Annotated in this window: 18 protein-coding genes, 1 tRNA gene and 3 pseudogenes; 13 read left to right on the top strand and 9 right to left on the bottom strand. The window is 52.9% G+C overall.

The features are described from left to right. The first annotated feature begins 333 nt into the window (after positions 1-333). The 7 genes and pseudogenes from AC2FGC_RS10510 to AC2FGC_RS10480 all read left to right on the top strand — a co-directional run bounded on the left by AC2FGC_RS10510 (position 334) and on the right by AC2FGC_RS10480 (position 7,415). Complete coding sequence (locus tag AC2FGC_RS10510; protein ID WP_496726199.1) at positions 334-2,118, top strand: ABC transporter ATP-binding protein; 1,785 nt, start codon at positions 334-336, stop codon at positions 2,116-2,118. 203 nt (positions 2,119-2,321) lie between these two features. After that, positions 2,322-2,448: pseudogene (locus tag AC2FGC_RS10505) on the top strand (IS5/IS1182 family transposase); the annotation flags it as partial. A 239-nt stretch (positions 2,449-2,687) separates the two neighbouring features. Then, a pseudogene (locus tag AC2FGC_RS10500) lies at positions 2,688-3,161 on the top strand (DDE-type integrase/transposase/recombinase); the annotation flags it as partial. Between the two features lie 339 nt (positions 3,162-3,500). Continuing rightward, a complete protein-coding gene (locus AC2FGC_RS10495) occupies positions 3,501-4,847 on the top strand; it encodes a class I SAM-dependent methyltransferase (protein ID WP_496726200.1) in 1,347 nt (448 codons plus the stop codon). 174 nt (positions 4,848-5,021) lie between these two features. Beyond that, positions 5,022-5,213, top strand: a complete 192-nt coding sequence (locus AC2FGC_RS10490; protein ID WP_496726201.1) for an ATP-binding cassette domain-containing protein — start codon at positions 5,022-5,024, stop codon at positions 5,211-5,213. 939 nt (positions 5,214-6,152) lie between these two features. Further along, complete coding sequence (locus AC2FGC_RS10485; RefSeq protein WP_496782271.1) at positions 6,153-6,542, top strand: methyltransferase domain-containing protein; 390 nt, start codon at positions 6,153-6,155, stop codon at positions 6,540-6,542. 633 nt (positions 6,543-7,175) lie between these two features. Then, positions 7,176-7,415, top strand: coding sequence for a hypothetical protein (locus AC2FGC_RS10480; protein WP_496726320.1), 240 nt, complete (start codon positions 7,176-7,178; stop codon positions 7,413-7,415). A 25-nt stretch (positions 7,416-7,440) separates the two neighbouring features. Here AC2FGC_RS10480 and AC2FGC_RS10475 read toward each other — a convergent pair whose 3' ends face one another. Beyond that, positions 7,441-10,596, bottom strand: coding sequence for a rhamnosyltransferase WsaF family glycosyltransferase (locus AC2FGC_RS10475; protein WP_496726203.1), 3,156 nt, complete (start codon positions 10,594-10,596; stop codon positions 7,441-7,443). Between the two features lie 356 nt (positions 10,597-10,952). On the opposite strand from AC2FGC_RS10475, the pseudogene AC2FGC_RS10470 reads away from it, so the two are divergent. Next, positions 10,953-11,152, top strand: a pseudogene (locus AC2FGC_RS10470) (IS5/IS1182 family transposase); the annotation flags it as partial. 38 nt (positions 11,153-11,190) lie between these two features. Continuing rightward, positions 11,191-12,042, top strand: a complete 852-nt coding sequence (locus AC2FGC_RS10465; RefSeq protein ID WP_496782269.1) for a class I SAM-dependent methyltransferase — start codon at positions 11,191-11,193, stop codon at positions 12,040-12,042. Positions 12,043-12,064: 22 nt separating this feature from the next. Here AC2FGC_RS10465 and AC2FGC_RS10460 read toward each other — a convergent pair whose 3' ends face one another. The 6 genes from AC2FGC_RS10460 to AC2FGC_RS10435 all read right to left on the bottom strand — a co-directional run bounded on the left by AC2FGC_RS10460 (position 12,065) and on the right by AC2FGC_RS10435 (position 15,094). Beyond that, a complete protein-coding gene (locus AC2FGC_RS10460) occupies positions 12,065-12,358 on the bottom strand; it encodes a hypothetical protein (RefSeq protein ID WP_496726205.1) in 294 nt (97 codons plus the stop codon). Between the two features lie 331 nt (positions 12,359-12,689). Beyond that, positions 12,690-13,475 (bottom strand): hypothetical protein, encoded by a 786-nt coding sequence (locus AC2FGC_RS10455; protein ID WP_496726206.1) that lies wholly within the window; start codon positions 13,473-13,475, stop codon positions 12,690-12,692. 51 nt (positions 13,476-13,526) lie between these two features. After that, the gene (locus AC2FGC_RS10450; RefSeq protein ID WP_496726207.1) at positions 13,527-14,105 is read right to left on the bottom strand and encodes a tyrosine-type recombinase/integrase; all 579 of its coding nucleotides are present in this window, start codon (positions 14,103-14,105) and stop codon (positions 13,527-13,529) included. An 18-nt stretch (positions 14,106-14,123) separates the two neighbouring features. Continuing rightward, a complete protein-coding gene (locus tag AC2FGC_RS10445; protein ID WP_496782267.1) occupies positions 14,124-14,627 on the bottom strand; it encodes a hypothetical protein in 504 nt (167 codons plus the stop codon). Then, positions 14,599-14,952, bottom strand: coding sequence for a DUF6538 domain-containing protein (locus AC2FGC_RS10440; RefSeq protein ID WP_496726209.1), 354 nt, complete (start codon positions 14,950-14,952; stop codon positions 14,599-14,601). Before AC2FGC_RS10440 ends, AC2FGC_RS10445 begins: the two co-directional genes overlap by 29 nt. A gap of 65 nt (positions 14,953-15,017) precedes the next feature. Continuing rightward, positions 15,018-15,094: transfer RNA gene (locus AC2FGC_RS10435), tRNA-Arg, on the bottom strand. 114 nt (positions 15,095-15,208) lie between these two features. On the opposite strand from AC2FGC_RS10435, the gene AC2FGC_RS10430 reads away from it, so the two are divergent. After that, the gene (locus tag AC2FGC_RS10430; RefSeq protein ID WP_108860587.1) at positions 15,209-16,234 is read left to right on the top strand and encodes a LacI family DNA-binding transcriptional regulator; all 1,026 of its coding nucleotides are present in this window, start codon (positions 15,209-15,211) and stop codon (positions 16,232-16,234) included. A 4-nt stretch (positions 16,235-16,238) separates the two neighbouring features. Further along, positions 16,239-17,453 (top strand): winged helix-turn-helix domain-containing protein, encoded by a 1,215-nt coding sequence (locus AC2FGC_RS10425; protein WP_496726210.1) that lies wholly within the window; start codon positions 16,239-16,241, stop codon positions 17,451-17,453. Between the two features lie 9 nt (positions 17,454-17,462). Here the strand turns inward: AC2FGC_RS10425 and AC2FGC_RS10420 are convergent, their stop codons facing one another. Together AC2FGC_RS10420 and hpaR are read right to left on the bottom strand one after the other, a co-directional pair. Next, positions 17,463-18,152: a fumarylacetoacetate hydrolase family protein gene (locus AC2FGC_RS10420; protein WP_496782265.1), complete on the bottom strand. Its 690-nt coding sequence runs from the start codon at positions 18,150-18,152 to the stop codon at positions 17,463-17,465. Between the two features lie 488 nt (positions 18,153-18,640). Next, positions 18,641-19,075, bottom strand: a complete 435-nt coding sequence (gene hpaR, locus AC2FGC_RS10415) for a homoprotocatechuate degradation operon regulator HpaR (RefSeq protein WP_496765850.1) — start codon at positions 19,073-19,075, stop codon at positions 18,641-18,643. A 240-nt stretch (positions 19,076-19,315) separates the two neighbouring features. On the opposite strand from hpaR, the gene AC2FGC_RS10410 reads away from it, so the two are divergent. Next, complete coding sequence (locus AC2FGC_RS10410) at positions 19,316-20,728, top strand: pyridoxal phosphate-dependent decarboxylase family protein (RefSeq protein ID WP_496726213.1); 1,413 nt, start codon at positions 19,316-19,318, stop codon at positions 20,726-20,728. Positions 20,729-20,743: 15 nt separating this feature from the next. Then, a complete protein-coding gene (locus AC2FGC_RS10405; RefSeq protein WP_496726215.1) occupies positions 20,744-21,514 on the top strand; it encodes an HpcH/HpaI aldolase family protein in 771 nt (256 codons plus the stop codon). The last annotated feature ends 4 nt before the right edge of the window (positions 21,515-21,518 follow it).

The raw sequence follows: 21,518 nt of genomic DNA, 5'->3' as shown, positions 1-21,518 counted from the left end.
AATCTGCCAGCACCTCAATCTATTCGTCAGAATTCGGGGATCACTCGTGACAAGAGGTATACACAAGACGCTATAAAGTTGTGCGGGCAACTTCGGGTTTTGACCTAAAAACGCCACGTAGAGGCCAGGGCTCGGAAGCCCACGATACAACGCGTCACCTTGTCAAAAGAGAACATCAAAACCTTGCACATCGCAACGCTAACCCTTATCTGACGAGGCCCCTGCGCAACCTTGTGATTGGGCAACTCTGTCGCGTCAATTGATCTGCCCTTTAGGCAGGAATGATTATAGGTTATCTGAGCGAGCGCATGATTTCATGATCTGGAGAATGTAATGATTAAGCGTGCCTGGACCGAATGGCGATCAGGCTATATGGGCCGTCTCATTGGTGAGAGCTTTTTTGCCCAAGGTCATCTTTACGCCATTGCCATCGTCGCAATGATAGCTGTTGCTGCGACCACTGCAGGCTCTGCATTCATGATGGAGTACATCGTTGATGCGATGACCAGTCCGGAAATGCGCGACTGGGCTATTGCGATCGCGCTCGGAGTTGTTCTGCTATTTCTGTCCAAGGCGCTCGCATCCTACATCCAGTCTATATACCTGGCGCGCGCGGGCAACCGGATCGTTGCGATGCAACAAGACCGGGTTTATCGTAAACTACTGAGGCACGGTGTTTCGTTTTTTGCCGAGAATGAGTCTTCGGACCTGCTGATGCAAACGACAATGGGTGCTCAATCTGCCCGAACTCTTATTGACGTAATCGTCACCGGCTTCGTCCGAGACGCCTTGACCCTGGTGGGTCTTGTGATTGTCATGGTGTACCAGCAGCCCGTGCTGTCCATCATGTTTTTTGTTGTCGGACCCGTGGCCTTGCTAGGCGTGCGCTACCTGCTGAAAAGCGTGCGCTCGATCATGCAGCAAGAGTTCAAGTCGTTAGCAGAGATTATTCGTGTGCTGCAGGAAACCTCGGCCGGCATCAAAGTCATCAAAGTATTCTCTCTTGAGGATCGGATGATCAATCGTATGGAAACGGCCATCCTTAAAGTCGAAGAACGCTCGAATGATATTGCGCGGCTGCAGTCGATCGCCAGCCCGCTGATGGAGTTTCTGGCCGGGTTGGCTATAGCCGGCGTTCTGATCGTTAGCACTCTCGGGATTGCGGGTAGCGAACAGCCAACAGCTGGTCAGCTGATGTCCTTCATCACAGCACTGTTAATGGCCTATGAACCTGCAAAACGTTTGTCGAAAATGCGCGTTCAGATTGAAGCTGCTATGGTCGGTGTTGGCATGCTTTTCGGATTACTGGACCAAGAAGACACAATGCAAGAAGACCCTGATGCACGTGACCTGCTTGACGGGCCGGGTGAAATCGCACTCCGCGATGTAACCTTCGGGTACAAAGGATCGATTCCGGTAATCGAAAACATGAATGTAACATTCGAAGCAGGGAAAACCACTGCGCTGGTCGGCCAGTCAGGTGGGGGCAAGTCGACGATATTCGGCCTGATTATGCGATTCTATGACCCCGACGGTGGGAGTGTCGAAATCGACGGGCAGAATCTGAAGAACGCTAGCTATTCTTCGCTTAGGCGAAAGATCTCATATGTTGGCCAAGACACCTTCTTGTTTTCCGCAACTGTGATGGAAAACCTGCGTTGCACGGCGCCGGATGCAACGGACGAGCAGGTTATCGAAGCAGCGAAAGCTGCACATGCGCATGACTTCATCTGCGGGTTATCGGGTGGCTATGATACGCATGTCGGCGAGAACGGAACGTTCCTGTCAGGCGGCCAGAAACAACGCATAGCCATAGCCCGTGCAATTTTGCGCGATGCCGAGATTTTGTTGCTGGACGAAGCCACTAGCGCATTGGACGCTGAATCTGAGGCGCTGGTGAAGGCGGCGCTGGACACGCTGACACAGAACACGACCGTTATCGTGATTGCTCACCGCCTGTCGACAGTCCTTGAGGCTGACAAGATTATGGTTGTTCAGGATGGTGCCGTGGTCGAACAAGGAAACCTAGACGAACTGATGCAACTAGATGGTCAGTTCAAGAACCTTTTTAATCAGCAATTCAAGAAACGTAATGTTGATACCAAGGTGGCAGAATGACGAGACCATTTCCTATTTCTTTCTACCGCGGGGATTCTCATGATCGAGATGGGCGGCGTTCTTACTTGGCTTAGAGATAGTAAACAACTTTGCTCACCGGCAGGCTACGGTCAGGGCGCTTTGATATAGAACAGTCAGTACGATTCACGGTTTGAAAACGAGCAGTGAATATGTCTGACCGCTTCTGATTAACGGATGCGCAGATAGCGCTTCAAACCTTTCCTTTCTGAATCGCACGGAAAACATCGTGTCGATGATCGGCCCGTGTTAAGTGGAATTGTGTTTGTCAATCGCAATGGCTTAGGCTGCTGCGATGCGCCCGCCGCTTACTTGGCGCCGAAGGAATCGGAGTTGTCGCCACACGAGTAGGCCGATACGTTCACCGCTCAAGAGCGCTAACTTTTGTTGGAAACTACGATATATCGCACGCTCAATCCCATGACCTGATCACCAGCCCGCCCTTTATTTTTTAGGTCGTCGATGAGTTCCAGCACAAAACGAAAGCGATCAACCAAGTTTGGCAGACGGGCTTCACCTACATCCAGGTTCTGGACTGAGGCTGGTTCTATCTTAGTACGGTTCTAGACAAATACGACCGTTACATCGTTTATTGTCAGCTGTACACGAACATGCGTGCTGACGATGTCACCGACACGCAGGGCATGGCGTTAAAGGCATCCGACTGTGATCAAATCCACGTCGACCACAAGCCACGCACGTTCAGCGACAACGGCACAAGCTATGTCTCGGGGGATTTAGCAGAATGGCTGGAAGACAATAGCATTGGGCAATCTCGCTGCGCACCGTACGATCCGCAAACACAGGGCAAGATCGAACGATGGCATCAAACCTCAAAGAACCGCAACTTGCCGAAAAACTACTTCCTGCCGGGTGATCTTGAAGCGCAGATCAATACCTTCTTCGATCATTACAACCGCCAGCGCTTTAGCGAGAGCATTAACAACGTCACAACTGCCGACGTCTGCTTTGGGAGGGACAAAACTATTCTACTACAGCGGGAATGGATCAAAAAAGACAATTGAAACAAGGCGCTTGCATCACAGCCAAAGCGCCGATGATGTGGGCGAACTCCCGCAAGATGTATTTTTGGATCGTCATTATGTGGAGACGCAGGACGGCAGCCCACCATTGATTTTGGACCCTCGTTTGGGTCTTCTGTCAGCGCAGTGAAGGGTCGAATCCAACCACGGTTGTGGAATGACGGCTCATTTCACCGGCATTGTGAAGTGCCGAAGAACTGCCGGGCGCGTTATTGAGTTGGCGCTAAACACAAACGCGACAAGCGTAGAATTTCCTTGGCCTTCGATGCTCTCGCCGTGTAAACGAGAAACCGCGGCAGCAACTAACCACGACAGGTCCAAATGAAAAATGATTCGCTTTACAACCTATACCTCGGACATGAGGGGAAGGTGAGCGACAAGTGGCATTCCTATCTCGATATCTATGAAGATCAGTTTGCGTCGCTTCGTGAGTCCCCTGTTCGTCTGCTTGAAATCGGAATTCAGAATGGCGGTTCACTTGAGATCTGGTCCCGTTATTTTTCAAACGGTTCGCTGTTCGTTGGATGTGATATCGATCCGAAATGCGCCGGTCTTCGTTACGATGACGATCGAATTCATGTGATCATTGGTGACGCGAATTCGGAAAAAACGCAGAACGAGATCCGCCAGATCTCGGATATGTACGATTTGATCGCGGATGACGGGTCACACAGATCGTCCGACATAATCACCACATTCTCCCGATATTTCGGCATGGTTCAACCCGGGGGGATCTATGTGATAGAAGACCTTCATTGCTCCTACTGGGAGACATGGCAGGGTGGTTTGAACTCGCCATATTCGGCGATGTCGTTTCTTCGGAGGCTGGCCGACGTGGTTAACGCGGAGCATTGGGGAGATGGTGGAGATATCCGGTCGCAACTGAAAGGGTTTGAACGCCAATGGAATCTGACGCTGGATGTGAACCACATCGCCCAGATCCAATCCGTTTCATTCTACAATTCCGTTTGCATCATTCGAAAAAGTGCCAGCGGACCGCCGCAGGTAGGCTCGCGTGTTGTGGCAGGCCAGGACCGTATGGTGGCGGACGACCCGCTCCTCCGATCTGGACAAGAGGTTGGCGCGATCAAACTTGATTTGGATAAGAAGCTTCTGGGCGAAGCTGCGGTGGTTGATCGGCCGCCATCATCCATGGGCGAGGGTGCCAATCCGTGGGGAGCCGGAGCAGAGCCGATGGAAGAGGTGGCTTCGGCAATAGGTGAGCTGCGGCTGGCTGGGCACGACCCTTTCACAACATCAGATTTGGTTTCAGCGATCATGGATGTGCGTGCACTCTACCCTGAAACGCAGAATCCGATTCCCCGCCTTCTCAATGACGTAACGATGCTACGGGAGCGTACCGAAGTTCAGGCAACGAAAATATCCGAACAACAACAGGTCCAGGATGAGTTAGTTGGTGATGCGAGCAAACTACGGGAGCTTGCCGAAGCTCAAAACAAGAAAATATCCGAATTGAGTCGGTCATTCGAGCGGATTGCCCGCAATCCATTGCTTGGCTTTTTTCTCTGGCTGAAATTCATAATTCTCTCAATTCTGACCCGCATTCCTTTCCTCTCAAGTTCGTTCCGTGAGAAAATGGGCAGGTCAGCCAAAAAAATAGCACCCCAACGCTTCAGGGCATACACAGAGACTGCAAACCAAGAATAAAAGAAAGTAATCAAGGCAAGGGTTGGAGTAACCGTCTTTAAGTGGAACCGACCGTGTAGTTTGAAGTCGTAGTCAACTTTTTCTTGAGGCTTTCTACAAGTCATTACGTTATCGGGTCTACATTGAAACTCTGATTGGCTAGGGCGATCGAGCTCAAGTACATCGACAAGTGCTATGGCTCGTTCCTTGCGCACAAGGATTTCGAATCTGACTGTTCGACGGGGCAAACGGATCGTGGTCGCGGGTCCCTCGGGTTCCCGCAAGTCTACGCTGATCCGCCCTATTAACCGGCTGGAGAAATTTCAGAAAGGGCAGATCTTCGTTGGCGGGGTCGAGCTGACGGATGACACCAAGTATTTCGTTTAGATCCGATTTGAGTTTGGAATGTGCTTTCCGCACCATAAACTGACTCCATACCTAACTATTCTGGAATACTAGACGCTGACTTCCATGTGGTCGCGCAGGGTCTAGCGCTCAGAGCGCTGTAGAAGTCGTCGTGCATTTTCTCAACAAAGTTCGCATCCCGGATCAGGCTGGCAAACATCCTGGCCAGTTGTCCAGTGACCAGCAACAACGCGCCGCCAAGGTACGTGCCTTGCGAATGAAACTCGTATCATGCTGCTTAACGAGCCCACTTGGCAACTTGACCTCGAAATGATCAAGGACGTGCTCAACACCGTGGTTGAACCGTCCAAGGAGCCCCCCCTGAAATCCGGACACTGATGTGTCAGATCCATGAGCAGTTCTCGGACCCTCCGTTCTTCGGGGTTCGGCAGGTGACCTGGCGGTTGATGCGCCTTATGGGACTGATGCCGATCTATTGGAAACCCAACACAGTAAGGCAACGAGGGGACATAAGGCCTATCCTTACTTGCTCCGCGGTATGCAGATGACCCTATCCAATCATGTTTGGGCGGCTGACATCACCTGTCTGCCAATGGGTATGGGGTTCTTGTATCAGCTCGCGATCATGGGCTAGCGCACCTACGAGTTGTAAGGCTGGCGCATCTCGAACACGTTGGAAGCTGACTTCTGCGTCTTGGCACTGAACGAGGCCATCCGAAGCGAAAATCAATTGACCCAGTGGCTTAGTCGGGCGGTATCGTCGAAAAATGGTAAGCCTATTGGAAAAAGTCAGCTAACATGATCTTTCAAGGCGAGGCGTTTTGGGCAAGTACAGCTCTCGACGCGTTTTTTGGGACACTTCTGGACTCTTGAGTTTTTGAACTAGAAGAGTGGTTATTTGAAAAAGTTAGCAGCACATCACGATCCTCTTGGTAGTTAGGCGGACTAAGGAGTGATACTATGACACCGGAGTATTTGGCAGTTCTAGAGCGGAAGCGCGGACGACTATTCTCAGACTGGAGTCCACTCGGTAAGCGTGGAGCAGAGATCGGACCACTCAATCGTCCAATCGTTAGGCGATCTGACAGCGATGTAATCTATGTCGATCACTGTTCGACAGATGAACTGCGCAAAAAATACCACAAAGAGGAAGATACCAAAGACTTGGAACATATCGACTTAGTTTGGCGTGATCAGCCTTTGAGGCAGATGCTTGGAGGTCGCCAACCTCTGGATTTCATCGTGGCCTCGCATGTGATAGAGCATGTTCCTGACCTCTGTGGCTGGCTTCATGAAATGCATGATTGCCTGGAAGTTGGGGGGGGCGCTGTTACTGATAGTTCCAGATAAGCGCTTTACGTTCGACGTACATAGAGCCGTTTCCAATCCTCAAGAAGTAAGGGAAGCATATAAGGAACGGCGCAGGCGGCCAAGTAAGCGTTTGATTGCTGACCACTTTGCAAATGTGGTGAATGCAGACACATGGGGTCTCTGGGATGATTACACAAGCATAGATAGTCTGGAATATTGCCACCCTCCAGAATTCATCGACGAGGGCCTTAGGGCTTTTGAAAGGGGACAATATGTTGATGTCCACTGCTGGGTATTCACCCCTTGGCACTTTATGCGTTTGATGGGTCTCATTGTAAGTGAAACAGGCTTGTGTTTTGACTTACGCTACTTCCTGACTACGCAGGAGCACGATCTTGAGTTCTACGTTCAATTGGAGCGTACGAAGTCACCGACTACGAACTGGAGTTTTGAGGCAACTAGAGCAAGACGCGATGCGCTATGGCCCTCACAACCCAATGCCAGTCCACAACGCTTTCGAACTCCAAGATTCCTTCGTAGTCTACGAGCTTAAAAACGCGCCAACCGCTCTCATCGACAAATGGATGTACAGAGCTCTCCCCCTTGAAATACGGAAGCTGACGAAAGCTACAATTCGTTGTCTGCTGAACTTCGACAAAAAGGAGATCAGAGATGTCGAAACGGAAGAACCATTTGCCGGAATTCGAAGCGAAGGTTGCGCTTGAGACGCTGAAAGGTGAACAGACGTTTGCCGAGCTGGCGAGCCGGTTCATCGAGCGCGCCCGGGTGATCGTATTGCGTGGGCCGTTGAAGCCGCAAACTACCGAAACCAACAAACACAATATGCCCCAAAGCTGTTCCCAGTTGTCGTTCGACTGTCTGTATGCAGTGCGGCTTGTGCCAACCGCATAGCAAAGTAGATCCAGTGCCAAACTCTCTAGTTCACGGTTCGAAGGGAGCGGGCGACCTCCGCCGGGTCGAACTCAGGAACATTCGATGCGGGACGGATGATTTCTGATGGTGCCACGATCTTGCCGATCGGAGCGGACGCAGTCGCATGGTCCAATGCGTCAGCTATGCGATCAGGCGCGATAGAAGGCAAGCTGATGATGTTCGAATTACGTTCCGACATTGTCTTGTGGTCGTAGTCATTCGTGATCACCCGTGCACCGGCAATCGCCAGCTCAAGAGGGGGGTAACTCGGATGCGGGCTCATCATCAGTGACAGTCCAACGCCTGTTTCGCTCAGCAGAGCGGCGTAGTCCTCCAAGCTAAGTTTGCCGACGCAGGAGGCATTCTCCAGTTCGTCGATCATTTGCGGGGGAAACGGTTCGCCCGCAAAGACGATTCGCCAAGCGCAATTGGCACCCGGATCGCGTGCCTGCCAAATGCGCAGGCCCTCAACGAGAGCTGCAAAACAGTTTCGCGGCGTATTGGGGCGGCCATAAGCAAAAATCGTTTTGCTTTTCGGGATAGGCGTGAGACGAGAGGCGATCGCCTGATTAATCTCAAATGGCAGGCGTGAAACCGATGAAAAGCGATACTTTTCAGTCATGAAATTCGCAAGCTCTTCAGAGTTGATGATTGCGATCGTTTCTTCGCCTCGACCATAGGTCGCTTCAGCGCCGGCAAATGTGTCTCCCCACTGATAAAAGCCAGGTTCGTAGTCTTGTATCAGATAGACGAGCGGGGAACATTTTCCGAACATGCGACGTTGATCTGCCATCAGTCGAAAGGCGAGATCTGCGGTCCACCAGGCAGTTGAAAAAAAATAGTCGTTTTTCCGCAGCCTGATCGCATCATAGCGATCATTGCTGGTGGATATTACGGTGGCTCCCGAGGCAATATCGCTTGCCCGTACTCTTGGTACCGGACAGTCAACCAGTCCAGCGGCCGTTTCCAAAGAGGCTTTGTCGATTTCGGCTGAAGTGACGACGAAACGTATGTCTGCATCGTCCAATTCCTTATAGATCCGCATTGCCACCTTAAGCGCCGTCGAAATCCCGCCAAATGTATGCTCGGGTTTTAACGATGGAATCAGCACATTTAGCCTCGGGCGATCTGTTTGGTCCGGGACTGTCGCGGCAGGATAAACCTCCGGTACGGCATTAAAGTACTTTGATCCCTGTCGTTTGCTCCGGAGATTGAGCTTGGATATACGTTTCAGGAGTACGGAGAGTTCTGATGGGCGAACTGACATGGCGATTCCCGAAGCTAGGTCTGTTTTGTTTTCTGCTACAACCGGCACACTTGTGTATCCGAGACTTTCGGCGACATAAGTGAACGAACGCTCGATAGCGTGTGCAAGTGTTCCGTCCTCCTGACCCGCCTCGGTTGGAAAGTCATTTGGGCAGAAACCAAGATCCACTAGCGGACGCAAAACCTCCGATCGAGCCCAAAACATTGTGCCGGCTGGGAAATCTAGGACCTGGTCCGCAGTAATGCGAACGCCGATCTTTTCAAGCTGGTCGCGCGCAGCCGGAAAGTTGAATCCCCAGTTTAACCGACCTGCAATAGTCGTCGTATGAGCTGGATGAACGAGGCCGACGCCGTCTTGCCCCAGGATGGCAAGGTTGGATGCAATGATCTCTGCTGAGCCAACAAGGCTTTCGAAAAGGTATTCTCCCCAGTTGCTGAGTTCATGATCATGAGGGGATTTTTTTGTATGTAGGTGCAAAACGAAGTCAGCATGATCGAGATGCCGCGCGCAAGCGGCCAGAAACGGCATAACATCGCGCCCGCGGTTCTCATGAAGCTCTACGACGACGTTCATTCCTTCGCGGTCGGCAATGTCCGCTAATTGATCCACCTTTTGCTGCGTATCGGTGGTAAGCACAATTCGTGAATCGGTACCCAAAGGTTTCAATCTTTTGAGTAACTCCTTAGCAACGTCCACATAGAAACAGTGGACGATTGCAAGGACACGGGCTTGCGAGGACTCTGGAATGGCCGTATCTCCCAGCTCATGCGCCAAGGGCACTTTGAGAATGCCGCAGGTGCTCGGATGATGATTCCATGAAACCTGAACACCGTGCATGTCAAGCAACCCTGCGTGGGGCGACGTTGGTGTGGGCGGGACATTTCGCCTCAGTTCACTATCGTTGTTGGAACAACGGCGGCTTTCAATGTGTTTTTCAAGAAGACCGAGCACATCAATTGAAAGTACGCGCTTCAGGCGCGGGTCGTCGAAATCCAGGCCGCCCTCTGTAACAAGGGTCGCCTTCACGAACGGGAAACCGCGTTCGACCAGTTCTTCGAATCTGTGAACTGTAACGTTGCTCGGGTCATCAAGAAGATCCTGATCGTCAAAAACGGCTCCGACAGTCAGACCAAGCGCCGCAAAGTGGTCGGATAGGTGAATCTCGACCTCGTTAATCAAATCCCATTTCGAAGTGTATTCGGTCATGTCCGAAAGCAGATCGAACGCAGAGCCTTCCAATGCCCGGTTTCTAAGCGTGAAAAAGTAGCTTTGTTTATGCGGGCGCAACTCATTATTGTTTGTCATGAACAGCACGTCGTCAGCCCGTCCGTCAGACCGCACCAACAAATCACGTAACGCGTCAGCCGAGGTCGGAATGATGGAGTCGTTGGTAAAGCTCACTTCTTTGCAATTGCTCAATCCACCGATGGAGCGGACGGCGCAGGACCATGCTCCGAAATCGAACCCCCGATTCGGACGCGACAAAATGCAGACAAAACGGCTCAAATCTTGCTCGGTGCATTTGAACTCACCATCGGAGTTGGCAACAAGAACGACCGAGAAACCAGCCTCCCGATAACAGTCCACCTGGTAGCGATGGAGTTCAGAAAGGCGACTTTCAGCCGCGTACACCACGTAAATCAAAAGGCGCGCCTGTTTTGGGAACGGCTCTGCGTGAATCACATGATAGTCTGTATTGCTTGGCACAAGCGGTTCCGTGCTCTGTAAGCTGTCGAATACTCCCTCGATAAATGGCGCAAAGCGGGCCCGCGGCTTTCCTGATTTATGAAAAACCAAGCGCTTCGCGTACGGGCGTGCAGTTCTGCCATCAAAGAGCAGACTACGAACCCAGCCGCGTGGCTTGCCACTGGCATGAAATGCAAATCCAGACATGGTGACGAGACTTCTAAGGTTTAAATGAGATATGCATGTAAGAGGGTCGCGCGTGAACAATCGACAGCGCGAAAGTAGTATAAGCCGCCAGGGAACTCAACCCCACGATAACGTCCGAAGGGGCTACTATTTTAATCGCCAGGTTCGGCTACATTTGAGTTTTGAGGTTGCCATTGGGCAGTTGAAGCCTTTTTGCACCCAGTTAGTCTATTGGCTACCAATCGAAATTGCATTGCTCCGAATGACGATGATATGAACGGGCGCAATGTTCCAACACACTTGGGTCAGAAAAACCAATTAATCGCTGCGCACAAAAACTAACGAACGTTAGATTTGGACCTGATCCGCTGCTCACCATCCCAGCCTGCATCTCCGGTCGAAAGCAAAACAAGACGCCGGTCAAATACGACATGCGTAAAAGTATGCGGCGACACCGAATTGAGGTCATTTCCGCAGGCTGAAAACCTAGCGGCGAGTTACAACCCGATATGACAAGTACCCGAAGGGCATCCTGCCAGCAATCGCACTGGTCAATCTCGCAATTTACTGGGTATAAGTCCGGAACTTAGATCATTTTATATTGGAATGAAGCATATGGACACTAACTCAGGTAATGGCGAAACATCAGTCGACCAATCTCTGACATTCGACTATCATGGCTATGACGTGCCCATCAAATTGGCCGAGATGACGGGTGGGGGACCTGACACCTTTCCGCCGATCGCCGAGCATCATCAAAGACTTCTACGTCGCTGGATTAAACTCGTGCCCTCGGATCGGGTCTTGGAGTTAGGTTGTGGAATTGGTCGCGATGCTATTCCATTGGAAGAATACCTGACCACCGGAAGTTATACCGGGGTGGATGTTATCGCACCGTCTATCGAATGGCTGAACACTAACGTCGCGCCGCGGAATCCAAGGTTTACATTCCATCATTCAAACGTATCAGACGACCTTCACAACCCCGCAGGTAGCGAGACGGCAGAGAACATTAAGCTTCCGGCGAAAAACAACTCGATTGATAAGATTTTTTTATTTTCCGTTTTCACCCACATGTTTAAAAACGAAATCGAGCACTACTTAAGTGAGTTTCGTCGTATTCTGGCTCCCGGTGGTATGGTCTTCGCAACCGGTTTTACCTATACACCAGCCGTTTTAAATAAGGCACGCCAAACTGACCTCACCCCATGGCGTCTTGCGTTCGAACACGAAGTCGAAGACGGAGTCCGCATTAATTCGCCAGAGTCGCCACGCGGTGCAGTTGCCTTTAGAAACGACGTTTGGCGAGGCATCATGGAGTCGTCCGGGCTCGAGGTACAAGCTCATTTGAATGGCGGATGGTCAGGGTATTTTGACGACGCCGATGACGGGCAGGACGTTGTTGTGCTTCGGATGCCACGCCGTTCCCTGGCAGAACGGATATTTCAACGAAAACGGCGAAAGTAGATCCGACGCAGAATTTAACCGACTAGATGAATAGTCTACTATCTCGGTTCACGCGTCCTTTTCTTCCATATCGACTGACGACGGGCAGAAGCTCTTGGCACTCGTCAGCCTTAAGGAACCCATCACGCTCCATCCTTTCGACGGTGTTACCTTGAACTTGACGCAGCTCATCCTGTCCCAGCCCGTGGTTGTAAATCTCGCTGGCGCGGCGTTCATCCTTAGACCAACCGCCCAGCTGCACGGCGTCCTCGTCATCAATGCCCGCCCTGTGTGCAATCGTCCGCCAAGTGTACCTGATTGAAAATATGTCCAGCATTACGTTGTCTGTGGCCGGCCCAGAAAATCATCGCTAAGGCGGCTATCCCAACGATACTTCTCGAGGTCTCGGAGAAACGGAAACCTATCGAGCACTCTTGTTGTGTTTGCGCAATCGCCAGTTTTCGGAAGCCTTCCCAATCCGACTATGTGATTAACAACGCCCTTCACTTCTTCTCGATCCATTCCGTCGATAGCGTAGAGGTCTGCATCGGCTTCAATCTCTAGTCCAAATAAACCATGCAGCGTTGTCAACTGACATGCAGAGATGTCAATCTGAACGGTATCTTCGCCGTTAATCTGAATGGCATTTCTGACCTTCTTTGGAAGCCCTAGGTAGCCCCCTTTGCCCGTCTGAAACCTCCCCCTCGGTCCCATTCATAGCCGTCTTTCTTCCCGTCATTAAAAACACGGTACAGCACAGGAGGCGCACAATGGCTGTATTCCCATTCAGCCAAGAATCGATTTATTTCCCTGACCTTCTGTTCCAGCTGATCTGTGTACGGAGTCTCAGTGTACTTAATGCGGTCTCCCCTTGACTGCCTCATCAGCTTCGACGCCCTAAGATGAATTGGCTCTTCAGTTTTCCAATCCCTTCTGAAATGCAGTGCCATGCTTTCTGGAGTGATCCCACTTTCGGCAAGTTCTTTCAGAAGAAGCGGTGTAGCTCTAAGGCGTGATGCCCTAGCTTTGGTTGCTTTCTTTGAACGGTATGGCTGACCATCAAAGTCCTCCAGAACACTGTAGCCTTTAGCCACATCCATCAAACCCATTCGCGGCCAATAACTGTACAATGTTTCGTAGTGCCGACTCGTGGCCCTTGTGTTCCCGAAGCCCCGTCTATCGCTCAGACGCCAACACCAGCCCTCAGCATCTTGGTTCAATGACGCTTCCAAAAGGTCACCAACCAAAGCTGCTACCGTAGACCTTAGAGACTCCCTAGCCGCAGCTGTGGGCCTTCTACTCTTGGGCTCTTGGGCTTTCCCAAAATTAACTGTTTGCTCCAAAAGATCATCTACAGCCTCGGACACTGCCTCAAAATTCGGGATCAACCTTAAGGATACCATGTGGGCAGAATTGAGAACATTGAAGTTAAGTTCTGGTTTGGTCTCGGTCATTTTTTTCATTCCGCTCTACGTTTTTGCGGCGCGGGTCATTGGTACATGCATTTAGTCGTGCATCTTGTCAGGTGTTGTATTGGTAGACGTTGTGGATTGCCGTCTTTCTGCTTCCCTTTGAAGCATCTTCGACAGATGGTCATGCAGACCAGACAACTCATGTCCAAGACCGTACCCTTCGCCCACTCCATCACGTTTCCAGCCGCCTATTCGGTCAACAACGTCAGGTGGACAGTTGGTGTTTCTTAGGCGATCTCGCATAGAGTGCCGAAGACTGTGCAGAGTTTGTTTTTCACCTCTGAGGTTCTGGTCTTTGAGCCATTTGTTCAAAGTCGCGGACACAGAGTTGCTATTGAAGTCTCCGTTTTTGACAACTTTGGGAAAGACAAATTTGCCGTCTGCAGCGGCCACGGCCCGCCTGATTGCCCATAACGACACGCCACTTAGCGGAACCGCTCTTTTCGATGCCTTTGTCTTTAACCCCCTAACACTGTTGGGAGTGAGTTTTATATGCGGAGTTTCGGCTTCAAGGAAAACATCGTCGCGCAATAACCCAGCGATCTCCGCCAGCCTAGCAGCTGTGTCGCTGAGTGCAGCGATAACCCATCGTCGCTCGTCATCCACTTCCATGCAACGTTGCTGAATTGCCTACACTTCTTCCAGCGAAAAGGGTAACCTAGTTGGCTCCCTATCAGAGTCTATTTCAGGGATAACCAGATCTGAGAGTGGATTCTCCATACGAACTTTGAGCTCTCTGATCGCCGTATTGAATATTGGCCTAATCTGGTTCAGGTATCGCTTCACTGTGGCGGGTTTGACCGTCTTCAGCAATTCCTCCACGAAAGCATTACCGTGATCCCTGTCGTATCGGTTGATGGGGAGTTCACCGTTTATTTCAATGAACAACGCTACAGACCTATCAAACTGACTGTCTTCCGCGCGTTTAGGGTAGAAATACAGATGCTTGTCCTTGACCTCAGAAAAGTAAGGAGCTGATAAATCGTGCAGTTCCTCTGAGTCAGCATGATACAGTTCTGCTGCCATCCTTAGAGCGGGCGGAAGCCGTTCCGCTACGATACCCGGTGCGTATCCATCTTGGTCGCGAGACTCTTGAACAAGCTCATCAATAAAAACGGTCTGGCTCAAGGTCATACTTGGCATACTCGGCAGCTTGTCCCGGTTTCAAATCATGCTTTCGAAGGATTGCCATCGCTTCTTCTCGAAGCGCAAGTTCCCCACCCTCGTCTGACTTCAAGAAGCCCCATTCACGGTCTAACCTTTTTGTAATCTGTTGCGCCTTCCTTGCGGCCTCTGCTGGTTCCTTAGTTCCAAGGGACTCGAAATAAAATTCCTTCCCATTGTAATGAACCTGTAAGTCCCTTGGTATTCTGCGCCGGTAGTTCGCTCTACCTCCACGCCATTCAACATGTTTGATAGTCATTCTTATTGGACCGTATCTGAACCAGTTCTTCGACATGTGTCACCTATCGGGGTACAGGAAGCTTCTAAGGTATGGAAAGCACATACTTTTTTAGAATAGTCTGGCGACCCCGGCAGGATTCGAACCTGCAACCTGCCCCTTAGGAGGGGGCTGCTCTATCCAGTTGAGCCACGGGGCCGCGCAAGGCTCTCTGTAGCCGGGTTTTTCGGCCTTGTCATGGCCTTTGCGCGATGGTTGTAAATCTTACTCTGTTCACGCTACCATCGGGCAAAACAACATCGCAGGTGCCCCAGTGACAACAGAAACCAAACGCCCGCTTACCCTTCGTGATGTTTCGGAAGCGTCCGGAGTATCGGAAATGACGGTCAGTCGGGTTCTACGGAACAGGGGCGATGTTTCGGACGCCACGCGCACCCGCGTCTTGGCCGCCGCGAAAGAGCTGGGGTATGTGCCAAACAAAATCGCGGGCGCATTGGCATCCAGCCGGGTTAATCTGGTGGCGGTGATCATCCCCTCGCTGTCGAACATGGTCTTCCCCGAGGTTCTGACCGGCATTAACCAGGTGCTGGAAGACACCGAGCTGCAACCGGTTGTGGGCGTCACCGACTATATGCCGGAAAAAGAGGAAAAAGTACTGTACGAGATGCTCTCGTGGCGGCCGTCCGGAGTCATCATTGCAGGCCTGGAACACACCGAGGCCGCGCGCGCCATGCTGGATTCCGCGGGGATTCCGGTGGTCGAGATCATGGATACAGACGGCAAACCTGTGGACGCGATGGTCGGGATCTCTCATCGTCGTGCCGGGCGCGAAATGGCGCAGGCGATCCTGAAGGCGGGCTATGAGCATATCGGGTTCATGGGCACCAAAATGCCGCTGGATCACAGGGCGCGCAAACGGTTCGAAGGCTTCACCGAAGTTCTGGGCAAACACGGGGTCGAGATCGAGGATCGCGAATTCTACTCTGGCGGATCAGCTCTGGCCAAAGGGCGTGAGATGACTCAGACCATGCTGGAACGGTCGCCCGATCTGGATTTCCTCTATTACTCCAATGACATGATCGGTGCGGGTGGGCTGCTGTATCTGCTGGATCAGGGTATTGATGTGCCGGGGCAGATCGGCCTGGCCGGGTTCAATAACGTTGAACTTTTGCAAGGCCTGCCGCGCAAGCTGGCCACAATGGACGCCTGCAGGTTGGAGATCGGACGCACAGCCGCAGAGATCATCGCGGCGCAATTGGCTGATCCCAATGCCGAGGTCGACACACGTGTAACCCTGACCCCCAAGATCAGCTTTGGCGACACCCTAAAGCGGCGCTGAACACGTGGCGCTGCAACGGCTGGGCAACCGAACAGCTCGCGCGCTGTTCATGGATCGTCATGCATTGGCCGAGCCGCCATCGGGCGGCGCAAAAGGCGCGGAATTGCTGGACCTGATCCATCGTCTTGGCTTTGTGCAATTGGACAGCATCAACACGGTGGCGCGCGCCCATGACATGATCCTGTTTTCGCGGCGCCCATCCTATCGCGCAGGCAATCTCAAACGCTTGTACGAAAGCGACAGGGCACTGTTTGAACACTGGACCCATGACGCCGCTGTCATTCCGATGGCGTTTTATCCGCACTGGCATTTGCGGTTTCAGCGCGATGCAGATCTGCTGAAGTCCCGATGGAAAAACTGGCGCCGCGACGGGTTCGAGCAGCGATTTGCAACCGTTCTGCAACATATACGGGATCACGGGCCAGTATCCTCGTCCGATGTTGGCAAGGACGAGAAAAAGGGGTCCGGCGGCTGGTGGGACTGGCATCCGTCAAAAACGGCGCTGGAGTTTCTTTGGCGCTCGGGCGCACTGACGGTCATAGGGCGGCAAGGATTTCAAAAGCGCTATGATCTGACAGAGCGTGTGATCGAAACGAATCTTTGCCCGGGCAATATGCCCTGTGATGCCGAGGAGACAGTGGATTGGCTGTGCAACGCGGCGCTTGATCGGTTAGGGTTTGCAACCTCGGGCGAATTGGCTGCGTTTTGGGACACTGTCACGACAAGCGAGGCAAAATCTTGGTATGAACAGGGTCTAATCCAGGGAAAATTGGAAGAAATCGAGGTGATCTGCGCGGACGGCAAGCTGCGCAAAGTGATCGCTCGACCAACCATTTCCAAGGATGCAGGGGCTGCACCCCGTCCCCCAGGCCGCATTCGGATCCTTAGCCCATTTGATCCCATGCTGCGCGACCGCAACCGGGCCGAACGGTTGTTCGGCTTCCACTATCGCATCGAGGTTTTTGTACCCGCTGCAAAGCGCACCTACGGTTACTATGTGTTCCCGCTGCTTGAGGGCGACCGATTGATCGGGCGGATTGACATGAAAGCCAACCGGGATCGCGGGGTGTTACAAGTCAGCGCCTTATGGCCGGAACGATCCGTGCGCTGGTCCGATGCCAGAACCAAAAGGTTGCAGTCAGAGCTCGACCGAGTCCGACGATTTACCGGGCTGGACAACGTAGAATTTGCCTGCGATTGGTTGAAAGACCCTAAATAGGGTCTTTTTTCAGATCAAACTCAGGCTGATAGGCTGTAATCCGTCAATCCCGCCTTCCAGGACATCGCCCGCCAACACCGGGCCAACCCCAGCCGGTGTGCCAGTCAGGATCAGATAACCGGGCCGCAGGTGATAGTATCCAGACAAATGGCAAATGACCTCATCTATCTTCCAGATCAGCTCTTCCAGCGTCGCGTCCTGCCGCGTTTCCCCGTTCACGTTAAGATAAATGCGTTTATTGTCGTCCGGCGACCAATCTGCCGCGCGGGTCAACGGGGCCAGCACGGTGCCGTTTTCCAGATCCTTGCCCAGATCCCACGGGCGCTGTTTATTCCGTTCGCGGATTTGCAGGTCACGGCGCGTCATGTCCAGCGCACAACCGTAGCCATAAACCGCATCCAACGCCTCGGCACGCGTTGCACGGAAAACGGGTTTGCCGATCGCAACCGCCAGCTCCATCTCATGGTGAAAATTCTCTGTTCCCGGCGGATAAGGCACGGTTGCACCTGACAGAACCGCGTTCGGGGCAGATTTCGTAAAGTAGAAAGGCGCCTCACGATCGACCTCATTTCCCATTTCGGCCGCATGGGCCGCATAATTGCGGCCGACACAGAAAATGCGTCCCACTGGATACGTCGACAATTCACCCTCAACCGGGATCGAAATCGGGTCGGGTAAGGAAAACAGGTTGTCCGGCATCAAAGCCCCCTAACTGCAACTGGCAGCTTGTTTCTAAGTTGGCAGGGCCAGTTGAACAAGCCATGCAGGATCGCGCTGGACCTCACCTTCATGCGATCTGGACCTGTCGTCGGCTGTTCACAATTCAAAGTTTCGCCTTGGAAAGCTTTGGGCACGCGCTACCTTTGGTTGTATCATGGATCGCGCCAACATCGTTTAGACACTCATTCCCTGGCGAGAACCGAAATCCACCCGTCGCTGATCAGGCGATTTGCCTGCAGGCGGGTGCAACTGAATCAGAGAGCGACGGCCAAAAACCTGTACCCCCACACGGTCTTTGTGTCCGGATGTCCGCCTATTTTCAGGTGGCTGTTTCTCTGAGGTGTGAGCCGGATAAAGCCATCCGGCCACAGGCCAGACACGCAGTCCAGTCAAAGTCTGGCCACCCCGCCGGAGGATACCCATACTTCTCTGGCGGGGACAAAAGCCTTTGCATGCGCGACGTGCGATCAGGTCTTCAGATCATGCAGATCATTCAGCAGGTCCAGCAGCGCTTCGTGCCGATCCGGGCCTAGCTGGGTCTTGATCTCTTCAGCCAGGCGTAGTGTCACCTGCATGTTGTCCTGGATGATCTTTTGGCCTTTGGCCGTGATATCGATGATCTGACGACGCTTATCCTCGGGATGGACCCGGCGCCGGATCAAATCCTTGGCTTCCAGTTTTTGCAGAATGCGCGTCAGACTGGGCAGCAAAAGGCACGATCGATCCGCGATATGCGTTGGCTCTTGGGGGCCTTCTTCTTTCAGAACACGTAGAACGCGCCATTGCTGTTCCGTAACACCCGCATCAGCCAGCATATTTCGAATGGGCCCCATGACCCTTTCGCGCGCCCGCAGCAGTGCAATCGGCAATGAGCGGGACGTATTAGGCAGGTCTCTGGTCATAGTGGAATTTTTGCCCAAATCGAATCAAACTGCAACTGGCAAAGCATTTTATATATGATATCAAAGATTTAACTGTTTAGTATTCGACCTTTTTAGGCACAGCGCAGCATCTAGGCGCATCTCAAAATTAGTAAACAAAGCAATTAATATTGACGTTTTCTTCAGAATGACGATCACTGGACGCGCAAAGAAACTAAGTCCCGGTCCGATCCCGGGGTTGGCAGAAATCTGAGGGTTAAGATGAAGTGGGATGAGTTTTCGGATTGGGGCAAACGAATTGCCGAGTGGACGCAGGATTACCACCTGACTGTAGGTGACAAGCCCGTCCGCGCTCGGACTGAGCCGGGGGATATCCTCAACGCCCTGCCCGCGCGGCCACCCGAGCACGCACAGCCACTGGAGGACGTGTTTCAGGATTTCGAACAGATCGTGATGCCAGGGATCACTCACTGGCAACACCCAAGGTTCTTTGCCTATTTCAACTCGAACGCCTCAGCCCCATCGGTCCTGGCCGAATTTCTGGCCAGCGCCATCGCACCGCAATGTATGTTGTGGCAGACCTCACCAGCCGCGACCGAGATGGAAACGCGGATGATGGACTGGTTGCGCCACGCGCTGGATCTGCCCGAGGGTTTCGCTGGCGTTATTCAAGACTCCGCCTCGTCAGCGACATTGGCTGCTGTGCTAACGATGCGCGAGAAGGCGTTGAAATGGCAGGGAAATCAACAGGGTCTGTTTGGGCAAAAACCTCTGCGCGTCTATTGCTCGGCCGAAGTGCACACGTCGGTCGATCGTGCCATTTGGGTTGCGGGGATCGGGCAAGACAATCTGGTGCGGATTCCGATCAAGGGAGATTGGCGCGGGATGGATCCCGCAGCACTGGAGGCAGCGATCCAGGCCGATTTAGACTCTGGTTTACATCCGGCGGGCGTTATCCTTTGCGTTGGCGGAACAGGAACGGGTGCAACCGATCCTGTGGATGAATGTCTGAAGATCGCCCAGAAATACGGTCTTTATTCCCACGTGGATGCGGCCTGGGCCGGATCGGCCATGATTTGCCCGGAATACCGCCACTACTGGCCCGGCGTGGATCAGGCCGACAGCATCGTGTTCAACCCGCATAAGTGGCTGGGTGTGCAATTTGATTGCTGCGCGCATTTTCTGAAAGACCCCGATGATCTGGTGCAGACGCTGGCGATCAGCCCCGAATTCCTCAAGACCCACGGCAAGGATGGCATCATCAACTATTCGGAATGGTCGGTGCCTCTGGGTCGCCGGTTCCGGGCGCTCAAGCTATGGTTCGTGATCCGGGCATATGGGCTGGAAGGGTTGCGCCAACGGCTGCGCAACCACGTGAACTGGTCCGTGGCGCTGCATGACCGGTTGGCGGCAGAGGCGGATTTCGAAATCGTAACTCAGCCTATGTGGTCTTTGTGGACGTTCCGCTATGCGCCGGAAGGTCATGCGGATCTGGACGACTTGAACCTGCGTTTGGTAAACGCCATCAATGACGACGGCCGCATCTATTTGACGCAAACCCGCGTGGATGGCGATCTGGTGATCCGGTTCCAGGCCGGTCAGTTCGAAACCACCGAAGACGATGTCCGAATGGCCTATGACGTCATAACCGAAATCGCCCGCTCACTGACATAGACAGGAGGTCCGGCCATGCCAGTCCAGAAAAACAGTTTCAAACAGGCTCTAATACAGGGTGAACTGCAGATCGGCTGCTGGATGAGCTTTGCCGAATCCGTCACTGCAGAAATCATGGGCACCGCCGGGTTTGACTGGCTGGTCATTGACGGAGAACATGCGCCGAACGATATCCGATCAATACGTGATCAGCTGATGGCGTTGGCGGCCTGCGCCTCGCACCCGGTGGTGCGGGTTCCGGTTGGCGAAACCGCTTTGATCAAGATGGTGCTGGATGCCGGGGCGCAAACTGTTCTGGTACCGATGGTCGAAACTGCCGATCAGGCGCGACAGTTGGTTCGGGACTGCCGTTATCCCCCAACAGGTGTGCGCGGCGTAGGGGCCGGTGCGGCTCGGGCGACAATGTACGGCTCGATCCCGGAGTACATTCAATCTGCGGACGATCAAATCTGCCTTCTGGTGCAAGTGGAAAACCGCGCCGGGATGGCCGCACTGGATGATATCCTAAAGGTCGAAGGCGTCGACGGGGTGTTTATCGGCCCAGCGGATCTGTCCACCGACATGGGATATCAAGGAAACAGCGCAGCGCCGGAAGTGCGCGCTGTCATTGCGGACGCCATCACAAAGATCAGAGCCGCGGGCAAAGCCCCCGGCATACTGGGCACCAATGACGAGGCCAGCCAAGCCTATTATGAAATGGGCGCACAGTTTCTTGCGGTCGGCATTGATGTGATGTTGCTGGCGCAGGCATCCCGCGCGTTGGCGGCGAAATGGAAGGCGAAATAGCGCG

The sequence above is a fragment of the Ruegeria sp. CDSC054 genome (genome assembly GCF_059610645.1).
Note: the sequence above shows the minus strand (reverse complement) of the source record. Positions and strands in the feature narration are given on the sequence as shown.